The following is a 13,589-nucleotide window of genomic DNA, read 5'->3' on the forward strand; positions in this document are numbered from 1 at the left end:
ACATCTGTCCCTTAAAATGCAGACGCCCGATGCGGTGCATCGGGCGTCTCTGGCCGCCTAGCGGCGGCTGGATCATCCGCCACAGGTGTCAACCTATGGCAGGACGGGTCACCGGCTCCTGCCATAGCTTCCTGCAGGCCAAGACGATTCGGATGCCCCGGGCGTCTGGCTGCATGCTGGCGTTCTGATGGTTCCCCCTTCATAGCCCCCAGTGCTCACCGCAATGCACCCAGCCCGTGGGGCGAAATGGAATAATGAATCCGGGAATGTCTTGGGGCGGCAGCATGCTCGAAGGATACGGCCAGGCATCTCAGAATCCGCGACTGGCCGTAACCGTTACGTCCTACGTACAGAACACCGCCGCGCTCGGCGGCGGCATCCTGTGGTCGGCTTACTGGCAGACATACTCCGTCGCCGAGTGGACCATGTTCACATCGAGCTCTTCGTGCTCGATCTCGACGGTTTCTATGAGGGCGAAATAGACCACCGCGCGCGTGCCGACGCTGCACGCGGACGGCAGATCGCCAGCGTAAGCGTATCCGTTGATCGCATAAGACACGCCGTAGCAAGTCGAGCCCATCTGGTGCGGATTGTGGTTGCAGGCCATGCGCTGACCATTTGCCTCTGCGCTGGAGGCGTTGTAGTTGGCTGTCCAGCCGCTGACCGCATCGTTAGCGCAGGTGCCCGGGAAACCAGTGATCGGAGCTGCGCTGGCGTTGCAGGTGTAGTCTTCAGCGGCGATATAAGCGCTGTGTCTGAAGTATGCGCTTCGGCCGCTATCGACCCATTGAGCGGCGGCGGCGTCTTGGGCGAAGGCGGACAGGCCGAGCAGGCAAAGCGCAGCTGCGGCGAGAGGTGTAAATCCTTTCAACATGACTATCGTCCTCTGAATTGGCGTAGTGCACGCATCATGCGCGCCGACCGAGTCTACCCAGCCTGTCCGCTGAAAAATATGACGGGATAGGCATAGCTGAGTACGCGCTGCCAGAGGGACGCTGCTTAGGCGCCCCGGCCCCCGTGGTTGGCTGCCTCCCCCCCCCCCCCCCCCCCCGGATCCGGCGAGCACAGATTGGCCGGGCGTGACCTGCGGCGGTACAGGGTGAGTCCCGGCCTGGTGTGGGTATGGCTCGGCCATGTGCGGCCGATTTGTCCAGACCCGGACCCGAAACGCGGACACCCTTGGGCTTTCCTCAGTTAGTCAGCGACCTCATTTCGGTCCGGGACAGTCCAGGGTCAGCCGTCTTCTCCTCGATCCGATTGCCCGCGAGCAGGTGACGGCGTGAGGGAGGTGCAGGAGCAGGGAGTCATACAAGTATCGTAAAGGAGGTCCCGACTGGCGCAAGGGCGACGCATCTGGCAACGTCCCTCTCCTTTAGGAGACCGTATGCAAGACCCACTGCAACGCCCGGCGCAGTACAAAAATGTGGCATGGATATTAATCGGCACAACTATTCTTCTGCTCATTTCCACCGTAGGGCAGCGCGTTCTGAGCCTCTCTGATAAACGCGGACATCTGATCTGTGAGGACATGGGATCCTTGGATCCAAAGTCGGAAGCTTATGCTGCGAAAGTCATGGACTGCCTCAAAGAACGTCTGGCCCAACCCCAGAAGTAACCGTTGATGGGCTGCTCTTTGGCCTGCCGTACCGCGCGCGGACATTCGCACTCCGAAAACGCAAATGGTTCTCGCGCAGGCGATAGCCGTTTTTGTGCCCGTCTTCCGCCAGCAAGACAGCCGCTCAGCCCATCACGGCAACGTAAATTTCCGCGCCATCCGCAGCGGCCACACCGAAGTGAACTGCGCACCACCCACCAGGCGGTACGCCGCCGACACACTGTGCAGCACGCCCATCCCCTCCAGAACATCCTTGGTCTTCCGGAACGTCGGGCGCGGATCCGCAGTGAACATGAAAAGGTTGATCTCTTTCGCGCTGACGTCGTAGCCGTCCAGCGTGGCGGCCTTGCCAAGCGCCGTGGTCAGCTCGGCCTCCAGCGTGGCCAGAAAGGCCTCGTCGTCCAGCGACTTTCGCCAGAACTTGATCACAAGCTGGTAATCCATCAGGCGTTCCCGTCGTTCAAGAAGTGAACCGCCAAGGGTACCCGCATGGCAGTCATCACGCTGTCTTCGAGGCGGCCGCGATCGTCTGCGCGAGCCGGTCGGCGATGGCCTGCCGCACCTCCGGCGCCAGCCGCGAGCGCGATAGCGCTTCGAACACCCACATGCCGTCGGCGGCGAGCTTGGCGATGAACAGGTCCAGCGCGGCCGGGTCGCTCAGGTCCTGCGGCGTGGGCGGCGACCAACGCTCCACCACCGTGGTCCAGGGCTGCATGTTCTCGTCGGTGGCGGCTGCATCGAACATCAGCTGCAGCTCGGCCCGGCTCGCGGTCTGGGCACAGGTGAGTGCGTAGGCCTGGTAGCGTTCAGTCGCAGCCGCGGCCTCGCCCGGCTTGCCGGCCGCATCGATCATGCTCGCCTCCCACACGCCGGCCAGGTGCTGGTGGATGCCCTGGAGCAGCGCATCGCGCGAGGGGAAGTGGTACAGCAACCCGCCCCGGGCGATGCCGGATTCGGTGGCGACCGCTTCGAAAGTGAGCGCGGTGATGCCGTCGCGTTCGATCACGCGGACGGCGGCATCCAGGATGTTGGTTCGGTTGCTCGGGCGCATGGGCTCAGTGGGCGTGGGAGACGGTGGTGGCCGTGCCGGGGCCATGGCGGCGCAGCAGTACGCCGGTGGTGACGGTGCCGACCAGCAGCACCCCGGCAATCACATACAGTACCCAAACGTAGCTGGCGTCGTACGCGGTGCTGGCCGCTGACAGCCACCCGGCGTCGCCGCCAGGTTGTGCGGCCAGTGCAAGCGCCTGCTGGATGCTCTGGCCCGCACCGGCGTCCACGCCGTCCGGCAGCGTCACGGTGGCCGAGTACAGCGCGGCGATCAGGCTGCCCAGCAGGGACACCGCGAACAGGCTGCCGAACTCATAGGACACCTCCTCCACCGACGACGCCATGCCGGCGCGGTGCGGGGGCACGTTGCCGATGATCGCGGTGGAAGCCACGGAGATGGTGGCGCCCATGCCCAGCCCGGTCAGCAGCAGCCCGGCGAGGGTCCAGCCGAGGTGGCCGCCAAAGGTGGCCGCGACCAGCACCACACCGGCGGTGCCCACGCCCAGCCCGACGGTGATCAACGGCAACAGCCCGACGCGGTGCAGGAACATGCCGCCGAAAATGGCGCTGGGCAGGCACCCGATCGCCACCACGGACACCAGCAGGCCCGCCTGCAAGGGGGTGTAGTCGGCGACCAGCTGGAAGCGCTGGGTGGTCAGCAGCTGCAGGCCGGCGATGGCGAACATCGCGAACGCCGCGGACAGCACGCCGGCCAGGAACGGCGCATTGCGGAAGATGGCCACGTCGAGCATCGGATACGGCAGGCGGCGCTGGCGACGCAGGAACAGCACCAGACCGACAACGAAGATCAGCGCGGCCCCGCCGGCCAGCGGCCAGTTCGGCGGTGCATGCGCGACCTCCTTGATCGCCACCACCAGCCCGGACAAGGCGACCAGGCTGAGCAGCGAGGAGATCAGATCCCACGGCTTGCCTGCATCGGGCGTGCCGTGCGGCGCGAACAGCACCGCCCCGACCATGGCCAGCAGCACGATCGGCACATTGATCAGGAACACCGCGCCCCACCAGAAGTGCGCCAGCAGCACGCCGCCGACGATCGGGCCGATGGCGCTGCCGATGATGGAGATACAGCCCCACACCGCGATCGCCAGATTGCGCTCGCGCTCGTCTTCGAAGGTCAGGCTGATCAGCGCCAGGGTGGCCGGCATCATCGCCGCTGCACCTACGGCCAACAGCGCGCGCGCAGCGATCAGCAGATTGGCATCCGGCGCGAACGCGGCCAGCAGCGAGGCGATGCCGAAGATCGCCAGGCCGATCAGGAACATGCGGCGGTGCCCCAGGCGATCGCCCAGCGTACCGGCACCCAGCAGCAGGCCAGCCATCACCAGGGGATAAGCGTTGATGATCCACAGGCCCTGCAGCGGGGTCGCGCCCAGTTCCTTGGTCAGCGTGGGCAAGGCGGTGTACAGCACCGAGTTGTCGAGGGTGATCAGCAACAGGCCGGCGGCTACGGTGAGCAGCAGGCTCCAGCGCTGGGTCTTGGTCGGGGTCATGGGGCGTCAGGAGGGGCAACGGGATCGTAACTATACAGGACGTCCTGTTTTGTTTGACCCGTGTACCGCCGATGCGTTCAGCCTGCGGCGACGCGCCGTGTGCGCACCGCGCGCTGCGCGCTGGCCGCTGCGCCGCCCCAACTGCGTTTACCTCATTGCAGGGGGCTCACCCGGGCAGGCAGGCGCCTGCCCGGTATGGATTGTGTCGGGGGAACGCTATGGACGGACAGAAAGAAGTTTTTCGGCTGGCGCAGGCCGAGTTGGCGCAGTGCTGGGCAGGCGGGGTGTCGGCCGCTGAGCGCTGGGCGGTGTATGACGCGATCCATGATCGACTGATCGCGCAATGGCCTGCCGAGGCCCATCGCATCGTCGGCATGATGGTGATGTGGGTGACCGAGATCCGCGGCACCTGCCCGGCTCCGTATCGCACGGCAGATGCGGGCCTGAGTGACAGTGCGCTGCTGCGCGCGTGCCGTATCGATTCGTGAGGAGCTAGGGCGCCGTCGGCTGGAACGGATCGGTGTGGCCGGCCACTTCCATGTTGATGGCATTGATCAGGGCCGACACGGCGGTCGCCAGGCGGCGGCTGTCCGAGATGGAGCCGAAGAACAGAATCGAGGTGCCGTCGAGTTCGACACCGGCCAGCCCGAGTTCGCCCTTCAGCGCGGCCACCCGTTCGTCGAACAGCTTCAACCAGTGGGCATCGGGAACAACATCGAGCATGGCGACAATGGCCTCATCCGCGCCGTGATCGACAATGGTCTGCAATGTCGGGACGTCAAAACCCAGCAGGCGCGGCACGCTGCTATCTGGTACGGGGATGCTCATGCGGGCATGGTAGCCGGTCAGCCGGGCGAGCGCTGGAAGACGTTCAGTAACACGCGTTGCTTTCTCGCTGACGGCAACACGAACGGCCCGGCCAACCCGGCCGGGCCACGGTGCGTGCGGACCCGCTTTATTCTTCCTGGTCGCTCTGCTGGCCCGAGCGCTGGCCCTGCTGATCCTGGTCCTGCTGTTGCTGCTGCTTCTGGGCATCGCGATCGCGCTGATCCTGCTGCTCCTGCTGCGGGGCGTTGCGCTGCGGATCATTCTGACCCTGCTGCGGGTTCGGGGTGTTGGCCATTGCCGTATCTCCGGTGTTCGGCATCGAAGTGGTGCCGGTGAATCCACGCTAGGCCTGCCGGCGTTACCCATGTGTGCGTGATGGGCGCTTGCGCATGCACGCGCCGGGCACCTGCGTAAACAATTCAGAACACACTGGGAAACGGCACCGATAGAGCACATGGCGTTCATCACCCGTCGGCAGTGAAGTGGAGATCCTCGACAATTCCTTGATCGGATCGCGCTCATGCTCGAGACGAAACGCCCCGGTCGGGGGCCACCAAGGACATGCCATGACGCCGCTCCGCTCGCTGCTGCTGACTACCCTGCTCGCCCTGACGCCGATGCTGGCCACCGCAGCGGACAAGGTCACCACCACTCCCGTGCACTTCACCAAGGGCGCCAGCAGCGCCACCCTGCGCGGCACGTTGTCCGGCTATGACACCGTTCGGTACACGATCGCCGCACGGGCCGGCCAGACCATGGCGGTGACGATCGACGGCAGTCCCAACGCCAACTTCAATGTGTTTGCCCCCGGCGTGACGCCCGGCCAGGGTGAGGCACTGGGCAGCAACGACGAGAAGCGACGCTGGAGCGGCACCTTGCCGACCACCGGCACCTATGTCGTGCAGGTCTACCAGATGCGTGCCCAGGCGCGTCGCAACGAAAAGGCACCGCACAGCCTGACGGTCGCCATCCGCTGAGCCCCGCCCCGGGTATGCTCGGGGGTGTCGGCTTCGTCCACGCAAGGGCCCCGGGATGGACTTCCTCAAACTGCTGCGGTCGCTGGAAGAGTTCCTCTACGAGCTGTGTACCTGGTTCCTGTTCTTCCCGCGCACGCTGTACCGCGTGGTCGTGTATCCGCGCCGGATGGCGCAATACGTGGATACAGAGCTGAAGGAAAAACTGGACCGCCAGTTCGACGATGCGATCAGCCCGCCGATGTTCCTGATGCTGGCGGTGCTGGTCGCGCACGGGGTGGAGCTGATGCTGCACCAGCAGGTGGTTGGAACCGGAGCGCTGTCGCGCTCGATCTTCGGCAATGAAGAGAGCCTGCTGCTGTACCGCTCGATCACGTTCGCGATCTGGCCGCTGGTGACCACCACGCACCTGCTGCGGCGCAAGCACGTGCCGATGACCCGCGAGTCGCTGCGCCGCCCGTTTTTCATGCAGTGCTACCTGACTGCACCGTTCGCGGTGGCCCTGTCCACCAGCATGGTGTTCGTGCGGCTGCCGGGCCAGCTGTCGACCACGCTGGGCATCGCGGTCGGCGTGCTTGCCGCGGTGTGGTATGCGGTGGTCCAGGCCGGGTGGCTGAAGGTCGCGCTGCAGCGCTCGTGGCTCAACACGATCCTCTCGACCCTGTGGGTACTGGTACTCGGCGCTGCGATCAACATGACGATCGGCGTGATCCTGCTCTCGAGCTGAGGGCGCCACTGCCGACCAACCGCCATGTCCCGCATATCCTTCCCCCGCCCTTCCATGCGACCCTTTGGGAACGTTTTCATGGAATGGAGGGATTCCACATGCTGTCTCGTTTCCATCGGCCCGCGCTGCTGGCCCTGATGATGCTCGCCGCCCCGCTGGGCAGCGCCTGGGCGCAGGCACCGGATGCGTTGAAGGTGATGTCGTTCAACGTACGCACACCGGCCGACACCGATCCGGGCAAGCGCTGGGAAGACCGCCGCGATGCGATGGTCACGCTGATCCGCGAGCAGAAGCCCGAGGTCATCGGCACCCAGGAACTGGTCAAAAAACAGGGCGACTATCTGGTCTCGCACCTGCCCGGCTATACCCTGTTCGGCAGGGACCGGCGCGGCGGCAGTGGCGATGAACACATGGGCGTGCTGTACGACAACACGCGCCTGAAGGTGATCGAGTCAGGCGACTTCTGGCTCTCCGATACACCGGACGTGCCGGGCAGCATCACCTGGGGCAACCTGTTCCCGCGCATGGTGACCTGGGCGCTGTTCCAGCGTCAGGCCGACGGCCAGCGTTTCTATCTGTTCAACACCCACCTGCCCTACCGCGATGAGGATGAGCCACGCCGCGTGCTCGGTGCCAAGCTGATCGTCTCCCGTCTGGCTGCACTGCCCAAGGACATCCCGGTGGTCGTCACCGGCGATTTCAACAGCGAGCCGGGCAGCGACACCTACACAGCCTTTACCGCCGCGTTGGGCGATGCTCGCAAACTCGCTGGCAAGGTCGATGGCCCGCGCCTGACCTTCCATGATTTCACCGGGAAGCCCACGGTGGAGCTGGACTGGATCCTGGTGCGCGGCTTCAGCGTGGACAGCTTCAGCACGCTGGACCAGAAGCCCGGTGGCGTATTGCCGTCGGATCATTACCCGGTGCAGGCGGAACTCCGGTTCCCCGCGGGCACGACGACGGGCAAGTAAGGAAACGCGCGATGGGCGGTCACAGCACCGTCCATCGGCTTCAGCATGGCCGCCCGGCGGCCATGCGCGTCCATCACCGCATCACGTCTGCCGCTCATCGATCTGCTGCAGCAGCCGGTACAGCGCTTGGTGCTGCTCACGTGCCTGGCAGATCCGCGCGCCGATGGCGATGAACACACCGGTGGCGATCAGGCCGATCTCGAACAGACCTTCGGTCAGGCAACAGAATCCCGTGACCACCGCAAGGATCGCCACCACCAACAGCGCGATCACGCCACGGGAAAGTCCCGCGCCGGATGCAGGTCCCGGGTCGTGCAGATGCAGGCGGACAGGACGCCACGGATTGGGTTGCATGCGGGCCACTCCAGAAAACGACCCACGCTTTTAGCACCGTGCGCAGAAACCGTGCAGAGGCAAAGCCGTCAACCGCGACGCACTGCGCAGCGGATGTGACGGCTGTTGCCTTTCGTGCTGTCGGAACGGCGCCCTCGCCGCCCCCTGAGCCACGCGCCGGTCAGCGTTGCGTGACCGCCACCGGGGTGTTGGCCGCATCCTGCTGCTGGCCCCAACCACCCAAGGCCTTGTACACACCGACCACGCTGACGTTGACCGTGGATTCGGCCTCGGCGAGCGCATCATTTGCAGCCAGCTGCGTGCGCTGTGCATCCAACAGGGTCAGGAAGTCTTCCGAGCCCTCGCGGAAGCGGATCTGCGCCAACTCCTCGGCGCGCCCTGCCGCTTGGGCCTGCTCGGCGACGATCGCCAGGCGGGCCTGCTGCTTGGCGTAACGCGTCAGTGCGTTCTCGGTGTCTTCCAGTGCCAGCAGCACGGCCTTTTCGTACTCGGCCGCGGCACCGTCGGCCTGCGCCTTGCTCGCGCGCAACCGGGCTTTCACCGTGCCGAAATCGAACGCGGCCCAACTGATCGACGGGGTGACCGACCATGCCTTGTTGCTGCCGTTGACCAGGCCACTGGCATCACCGGACAGGAACCCGACAAACCCGCTCAGACTGATCCGTGGGAACAGGTCAGCCGTGGCCACGCCAACGCGCGCGGTCGCCGCAGCCAGCCGACGCTCGGCCACGCGCACATCGGCGCGCTGACGCAGCAGATCGGTGGTGTCACCGAGCGGCAACGCCTTGGCGTACGGCCGCATCTCGCGCGGCTGCAGCAGGCTGTCGAGCGCATCCGGGCGCTGGCCCAGCAGCACCGCCAAGCGATGACGCGACTGCACTTCGGCCACTTCCAGCAGCGGGATGTCGGCCTCGATCGCCTTCAGACGCGCGCGGCTGCTCTGCACATCCAGTTCGCTGCCGGCGCCCAGTTCCCACCGGGTTTCGGTGAGCTTCTGGGTGTCGCGCAGGTTGACCAGGGTGCGTTTTGCCACCGCGATGCGCTTCTGGGTACCACGCAGTTCGAAGTAGTTGCGGGCCACTTCGGCAGCGACGGTGACCTGTGCATCGGCGAGGTTGTCCTGCTCGGCGCCCAGGTCCGCGCGCGCTGCTTCCGCGGCACGGCGCTGGCGGCCGAACAGATCCAGTTCCCAGCCGGCATCGAAGCCGAGCTGGTAACTTTCGCTGAACACACGCTCGCCACCCACCGTTGCATCGGGCTGCTTGCGACGGTCGTAGCTGCCGCCGCTGGTCACGTGCGGCAACTGGTCCAGACGCTGCTCGACAAACACCGCGCGGGCCTCACGCACGCGCGACATCGCGATGCGCAGGTCCAGGTTGGTGCCCAGTGCTTCATGCACCAGCTGCTCCAGCACCGGGTCGTCGAACTGGGCCCACCAGCTCGCCACCGGCGAGGTGGTGGTGAACACCGGCGCGGCGGCGCCCTGCAGGGTCACCGGCTCGGCCGGCGGCGCCTGGTAGTTGGGGCCGACGCTGACGCAGCCGGCCAGCAGCGCGCTGGTCACGGCCGCGGTCAACAGGCGGATCACCATGGCAGCACCTCGCCGAGGTAGGTGAAGCTGCCGTTCGGGCCATCGGCATCGATCAGTGCCATGCCGACGCTGGAACGCGCGCCTTCGCTGATTTCGATCTCACCCTCGCCACCGTTCATGTCGGTTTTGACGTAGCCCGGATGCACGGTGTTGACCTTGGTGGTGCTCTCGCGCAGCTCATAGGCCAGCTGCACGGTCCAGGCATTCACCGCGCTCTTGGAGGCGTTGTAGGCCGGCACCGCGAAGCCGTAGATCGGCGAGCCCGGCTGGCTGTGCAGGGTCAGCGAGCCCAGGATGCTGGACACGTTGACGATGCGGCCAGCCGGCGAGGCGTTGAGCAGCGGGAGGAACGCCTGGGTGACAGCGATCACCGCGAACACGTTGGTGTCGAAGGTATCGCGCCAGGTCTGCAGGGTCTGCGCCGAGGGGGCCAGCTTGACGTCGTCGAGCAGGATGCCGGCGTTGTTGACCAGGATGTCCAGGCGGCCGTGGCGCTCGGTCACGGTCTGCACGGCGGCGGCGATGCTGGCGGCATCACCGACGTCGAGCTGTATCGCTTCCACCGGCAGGCCCTCGGCCTGCAGCTTCAGCGCCTCGGCCACGGCGACGTCGAGCTTGCGCCCGGCCAGCAGCGTATGCACGCCGGCCTGGGCCAGCTGACGGACGGTTTCCAGGCCGATGCCGCGGGTGGCACCGGTGACCAGGGCGATCTTTTGGGTAGCGGTATTCATGGGAAAAACCTCGCGGGGGAAGGAATCAGTGGTGGATGGTCGGTTCGCCGTGGGTCACCAGCTGCCCGCCGCCATTACGGCTGACGAACTTGCGCAGGGCCACGTAGAACACCGGGGTCAGGAACAGGCCGAACAGGGTGACGCCCAACATGCCGGCGAACACCGTGATACCGGTCACCGAGCGGACTTCCGCACCGGCGCCATGCGAGATCACCAGCGGGATGGTGCCGGCGATGAACGCGATGGAGGTCATCACGATCGGGCGCAGACGCAGGCGGCACGCTTCCAGTGCAGCCTCCACGATGCCCTTGCCGCCCATTTCCAGTTCTCGGGCGAACTCGACGATCAGGATGGCGTTCTTGCATGCCAGGCCCATCAGCACCACCAGCCCGACCTGCACGAACACGTTGTTGTCACCGCCCGTCATCCATACGCCGAACAACGCAGACAGCAGGGTCATGGGGACAATCAGGATCACCGCCAGCGGCAGCGACCAGCTTTCATACAGCGCAGCCAGCACCAGGAACGCCAGCAGGATCGCTACCGGGAACACGATGAAGGCGGCCTTGCCCTGGGTGGCCTGCTGGTAGCTCAGGTCGGTCCACTCGGTCTGCATGCCCACCGGCAGCACCTGCCCGGCGATCTCGGTCAGCTTGGCCATGGCCTCGGCCGAGGACAGCATGCGCGGGTCGGCTTCGCCGGCCAGATCGGCCGCCGGGTAACCGTTGAAGCGCAGCACCGGATCCGGACCGTAGGTTTCCTTCACGGTGACCATCGAGCCGATCGGCACCATCTCGCCACGGTTGTTGCGGGTACGCAGGCGACCGATGTCTTCCACGCTGTCACGGAACTGGCCGTCGGCCTGGGCAATCACCTGCCAGGTACGACCGAACTGGTTGAAGTCATTTACGTACGACGAGCCCAGGTAGGTCTGCAGGGTGTCGAACAACTCGTTCAGTTCCACGCCCTGGGCCTTGGCCTTGACGCGGTCCACTTCGGCATCCAGCTGCGGCACGTTGGCCTGGTAACTGGTGATCGGGAACGCCATGCCCGGGGTCTGCGCGACGGCACCCTGCATCGTGCTCACCGCGGTCTGCAGTGCGCCGTAACCGAGGTTGCCACGGTCCTGGATGAACATCTGGTAGCCATTGCCGTTGCCCAGGCCGAGGATCGGCGGCGGCATCATGGAGAACGCGAAGCCCTCCTGCAGCCCGGCGATCTTGGCGTTGATCTCGGCATTGATCTGCGCGGCGGTGCGGCCCTTGCGCTCACTGAACGGCTTGAGCGGAACGAAGGCCACACCGGTGTTGGGCGTGTTGGTGAACTGCAGTGCGTTCAGACCCGGGAACTGGATCGTGTGCGCCACGCCATCGGTGTTGCGCGCGATCTCGGCGACCTTGGCCAGCATGGCGTCGGTCCGTGCGATCGAGGAGCCTTCCGGCAGCTTCACACCGGCGATCAGGTACAGCTTGTCCTGGGTCGGGATGAAGCCGGCCGGCACCGCCTTGAACATCAGACCGGTGGCCAGCAGCAGGCCCGCGTAGACCACGAATACCAGGCCACGGCGGCCCAGCAGGCGGCCGACCGAACCGTGGTACTTCTCCGAGCTGGTCTTGAAGAAGCGGTTGAACGGACGGAAGATCCAGCCGAACAGACGATCGATCAGACGGGTCAGGCCATCCTTCGGTGCACCGTGCGGCTTCAGCAGGCGTGCGGCCAGCGCCGGCGACAGGGTCAGCGAGTTGATCGCCGAGATCACGGTCGAGATCGCGATGGTGACGGCGAACTGCTTGTAGAACGCACCGGTCACGCCCGACAGGAACGCCATCGGCACGAACACCGCGCACAGCACCAGCGCGATCGCCACGATCGGCCCGGACACTTCTCGCATCGCCTGGTGCGCCGCGGCCAGCGGGGTCAGGCCTTCTTCGATGTTGCGCTCGACGTTCTCCACCACCACGATCGCGTCATCGACCACGATGCCGATCGCCAGCACCAGCCCGAACAGGGTCAAGGTGTTGATCGAGAAGCCCAGCACGTACAGCGCCGCGAACGTACCCACGATCGACACCGGCACGGCGATCAACGGAATGATCGAGGCGCGCCAGGTCTGCAGGAACAGGATCACCACCAGCACCACCAGCGCGATCGCTTCCAGCAGCGTGGAGACCACGGCCTTGACCGAGTCACGCACGAAGATGGTGGTGTCGTACACCGCTTCGTACTTCACGCCGGCCGGGAACTGCTTGGTCAGCTCGTCCATCGTATGGATCACCGAGTCACGGATCTCCAGCGCGTTGGCACCCGGGGCCTGGAAGATACCGATGCCGACCGCGTTCTTGCCGTCCAGCTGCGAGCGCAGCGTGTAGTCACCGGCGCCCAGTTCCAGGCGGGCGACATCGGACAGGCGCACCACTTCACCGTCGTCACCGGCCTTGAGCACGATGTCGCGGAACTCCTGCTCGCTGCGCAGGCGACCCTGGGCGTTGATCAGGGTCAGGAAGTCGCTGCTCGGCATCGGTTCGGCGCCGAGCTGGCCGGCCGAGACCTGCACGTTCTGCTCGCGCATCGCGCGCACCACGTCGCTGGCGGTCAGGCCACGGGCGGCGATCTTGTCCGGGTCCAGCCACGCACGCATCGCGTAGTCACCGCCACCGAACATCTGTGCATCGCCGACGCCCTGCAGGCGTGCCAAGGCATCCTTGACGTGCAGGCGCGCGTAGTTGCGCAGGTACAGCGAGTCGTACTTGCCGTCCGGCGAGGTCAGGTGAACCACCATCAGGAAGGTCGGCGACTGCTTCTGGGTGGACACACCCTGGCGGCGCACGTCTTCAGGCAGGCGCGCCTGCGCCTGGGCCACACGGTTCTGCACCTTGACCGCGGCTTCGTCCGGGTCGGTGCCCGGGCGGAAGGTCACGGTCATCTGCAGCACGCCGTCGGAGCCGGCGACGGACTTGATGTACATCATGTCCTCCACGCCGTTGATCGCTTCTTCCAGTGGTGTGGCCACGGTTTCAGCAATCACCTTGGGGTTGGCGCCCGGGTACACCGTGCGCACCACCACCGAGGGCGGCACCACTTCGGGGTACTCGCTGATCGGCAGCATGGGAATCGCGATCAGGCCGGCGGCGAAGATCACGATCGACAGCACCGCCGCGAAGATCGGCCTGTCAATGAAAAAACGGGAAAAGTCCATGGGTGGATTCCTGGGGTTTCACCAGCGCCGGCGTGCACGAC

At 65.7% G+C, this 13,589-nt stretch carries 15 protein-coding genes; 5 read left to right on the plus strand and 10 right to left on the minus strand.

Annotation, left to right across the window (positions count from 1 at the left end):
* Nucleotides 1–391: 391 nt before the first annotated feature.
* Nucleotides 392–874, minus strand: coding sequence for a hypothetical protein (locus K4043_RS16990; RefSeq protein WP_265310031.1), 483 nt, complete (start codon nt 872–874; stop codon nt 392–394).
* Between the two features lie 510 nt (nt 875–1,384).
* On the opposite strand from K4043_RS16990, the gene K4043_RS16995 reads away from it, so the two are divergent.
* Entirely contained in the window at nt 1,385–1,615 is a 231-nt protein-coding gene (locus tag K4043_RS16995) for a hypothetical protein (RefSeq protein WP_265310032.1), read from the plus strand.
* Between the two features lie 132 nt (nt 1,616–1,747).
* On the opposite strand, the gene K4043_RS17000 is transcribed toward K4043_RS16995, so the two are convergent.
* The 3 genes from K4043_RS17000 to K4043_RS17010 all read right to left on the minus strand — a co-directional run bounded on the left by K4043_RS17000 (nt 1,748) and on the right by K4043_RS17010 (nt 4,176).
* The gene (locus tag K4043_RS17000) at nt 1,748–2,044 is read right to left on the minus strand and encodes a hypothetical protein (RefSeq protein WP_265310033.1); all 297 of its coding nucleotides are present in this window, start codon (nt 2,042–2,044) and stop codon (nt 1,748–1,750) included.
* 70 nt (nt 2,045–2,114) lie between these two features.
* Complete coding sequence (locus K4043_RS17005) at nt 2,115–2,666, minus strand: TetR/AcrR family transcriptional regulator (protein WP_265310034.1); 552 nt, start codon at nt 2,664–2,666, stop codon at nt 2,115–2,117.
* Nucleotides 2,667–2,670: 4 nt separating this feature from the next.
* Nucleotides 2,671–4,176 carry an MFS transporter gene (locus tag K4043_RS17010; RefSeq protein WP_265310035.1) on the minus strand — a complete coding sequence of 502 codons (1,506 nt, stop codon included), beginning with the start codon at nt 4,174–4,176 and terminating at the stop codon, nt 2,671–2,673.
* Nucleotides 4,177–4,394: 218 nt separating this feature from the next.
* Between K4043_RS17010 and K4043_RS17015 the strand changes: the two genes are divergently transcribed.
* Nucleotides 4,395–4,664, plus strand: coding sequence for a hypothetical protein (locus K4043_RS17015; RefSeq protein ID WP_265310036.1), 270 nt, complete (start codon nt 4,395–4,397; stop codon nt 4,662–4,664).
* Nucleotides 4,665–4,668: 4 nt separating this feature from the next.
* On the opposite strand, the gene K4043_RS17020 is transcribed toward K4043_RS17015, so the two are convergent.
* Together K4043_RS17020 and K4043_RS17025 are read right to left on the minus strand one after the other, a co-directional pair.
* A complete protein-coding gene (locus tag K4043_RS17020; RefSeq protein ID WP_123728998.1) occupies nt 4,669–4,977 on the minus strand; it encodes a hypothetical protein in 309 nt (102 codons plus the stop codon).
* A 154-nt stretch (nt 4,978–5,131) separates the two neighbouring features.
* On the minus strand, nt 5,132–5,299 hold the full coding sequence (locus K4043_RS17025; protein WP_265310037.1) for a hypothetical protein: 168 nt from the start codon (nt 5,297–5,299) through the stop codon (nt 5,132–5,134).
* A gap of 271 nt (nt 5,300–5,570) precedes the next feature.
* Here K4043_RS17025 and K4043_RS17030 point away from each other — a divergent pair, with 271 nt between their 5' ends.
* The 3 genes from K4043_RS17030 to K4043_RS17040 all read left to right on the plus strand — a co-directional run bounded on the left by K4043_RS17030 (nt 5,571) and on the right by K4043_RS17040 (nt 7,676).
* Nucleotides 5,571–5,981, plus strand: coding sequence for a g-type lysozyme inhibitor (locus K4043_RS17030; RefSeq protein ID WP_259260376.1), 411 nt, complete (start codon nt 5,571–5,573; stop codon nt 5,979–5,981).
* 55 nt (nt 5,982–6,036) lie between these two features.
* Complete coding sequence (locus K4043_RS17035) at nt 6,037–6,705, plus strand: hypothetical protein (protein WP_265310038.1); 669 nt, start codon at nt 6,037–6,039, stop codon at nt 6,703–6,705.
* Between the two features lie 98 nt (nt 6,706–6,803).
* Nucleotides 6,804–7,676, plus strand: coding sequence for an endonuclease/exonuclease/phosphatase family protein (locus tag K4043_RS17040; RefSeq protein WP_265310039.1), 873 nt, complete (start codon nt 6,804–6,806; stop codon nt 7,674–7,676).
* An 81-nt stretch (nt 7,677–7,757) separates the two neighbouring features.
* On the opposite strand, the gene K4043_RS17045 is transcribed toward K4043_RS17040, so the two are convergent.
* The 4 genes from K4043_RS17045 to K4043_RS17060 all read right to left on the minus strand — a co-directional run bounded on the left by K4043_RS17045 (nt 7,758) and on the right by K4043_RS17060 (nt 13,548).
* Nucleotides 7,758–8,030 carry a hypothetical protein gene (locus K4043_RS17045; RefSeq protein ID WP_265310040.1) on the minus strand — a complete coding sequence of 91 codons (273 nt, stop codon included), beginning with the start codon at nt 8,028–8,030 and terminating at the stop codon, nt 7,758–7,760.
* 160 nt (nt 8,031–8,190) lie between these two features.
* Nucleotides 8,191–9,621 (minus strand): efflux transporter outer membrane subunit, encoded by a 1,431-nt coding sequence (locus K4043_RS17050; protein ID WP_123728993.1) that lies wholly within the window; start codon nt 9,619–9,621, stop codon nt 8,191–8,193.
* Nucleotides 9,615–10,352: an SDR family oxidoreductase gene (locus tag K4043_RS17055; protein ID WP_265310041.1), complete on the minus strand. Its 738-nt coding sequence runs from the start codon at nt 10,350–10,352 to the stop codon at nt 9,615–9,617. The genes K4043_RS17050 and K4043_RS17055 overlap by 7 nt, the downstream gene beginning before the upstream one ends.
* Nucleotides 10,353–10,377: 25 nt before the next feature.
* Nucleotides 10,378–13,548 (minus strand): multidrug efflux RND transporter permease subunit, encoded by a 3,171-nt coding sequence (locus tag K4043_RS17060; protein ID WP_265310042.1) that lies wholly within the window; start codon nt 13,546–13,548, stop codon nt 10,378–10,380.
* Nucleotides 13,549–13,589: the final 41 nt, after the last annotated feature.

It is taken from the genome of Stenotrophomonas sp. SRS1 (genome assembly GCF_026130205.1).
Taxonomy (GTDB): domain Bacteria; phylum Pseudomonadota; class Gammaproteobacteria; order Xanthomonadales; family Xanthomonadaceae; genus Stenotrophomonas; species Stenotrophomonas rhizophila_B.

Bases quoted from the DNA above. Each gene is read 5' to 3' on its own strand.
- K4043_RS17015 (WP_265310036.1), top strand. From the start codon at position 4,395: ATGGACGGACAGAAAGAAGTTTTTCGGCTGGCGCAGGCCGAGTTGGCG.
- K4043_RS17025 (WP_265310037.1), bottom strand. From the start codon at position 5,299: ATGGCCAACACCCCGAACCCGCAGCAGGGTCAGAATGATCCGCAGCGC.
- K4043_RS17005 (WP_265310034.1), bottom strand. From the start codon at position 2,666: ATGCGCCCGAGCAACCGAACCAACATCCTGGATGCCGCCGTCCGCGTG.
- K4043_RS17060 (WP_265310042.1), bottom strand. From the start codon at position 13,548: ATGGACTTTTCCCGTTTTTTCATTGACAGGCCGATCTTCGCGGCGGTG.
- K4043_RS17035 (WP_265310038.1), top strand. From the start codon at position 6,037: ATGGACTTCCTCAAACTGCTGCGGTCGCTGGAAGAGTTCCTCTACGAG.
- K4043_RS17040 (WP_265310039.1), top strand. From the start codon at position 6,804: ATGCTGTCTCGTTTCCATCGGCCCGCGCTGCTGGCCCTGATGATGCTC.
- K4043_RS17010 (WP_265310035.1), bottom strand. From the start codon at position 4,176: ATGACCCCGACCAAGACCCAGCGCTGGAGCCTGCTGCTCACCGTAGCC.
- K4043_RS16995 (WP_265310032.1), top strand. From the start codon at position 1,385: ATGCAAGACCCACTGCAACGCCCGGCGCAGTACAAAAATGTGGCATGG.
- K4043_RS17055 (WP_265310041.1), bottom strand. From the start codon at position 10,352: ATGAATACCGCTACCCAAAAGATCGCCCTGGTCACCGGTGCCACCCGC.
- K4043_RS17030 (WP_259260376.1), top strand. From the start codon at position 5,571: ATGACGCCGCTCCGCTCGCTGCTGCTGACTACCCTGCTCGCCCTGACG.
- K4043_RS16990 (WP_265310031.1), bottom strand. From the start codon at position 874: ATGTTGAAAGGATTTACACCTCTCGCCGCAGCTGCGCTTTGCCTGCTC.
- K4043_RS17050 (WP_123728993.1), bottom strand. From the start codon at position 9,621: ATGGTGATCCGCCTGTTGACCGCGGCCGTGACCAGCGCGCTGCTGGCC.
- K4043_RS17045 (WP_265310040.1), bottom strand. From the start codon at position 8,030: ATGCAACCCAATCCGTGGCGTCCTGTCCGCCTGCATCTGCACGACCCG.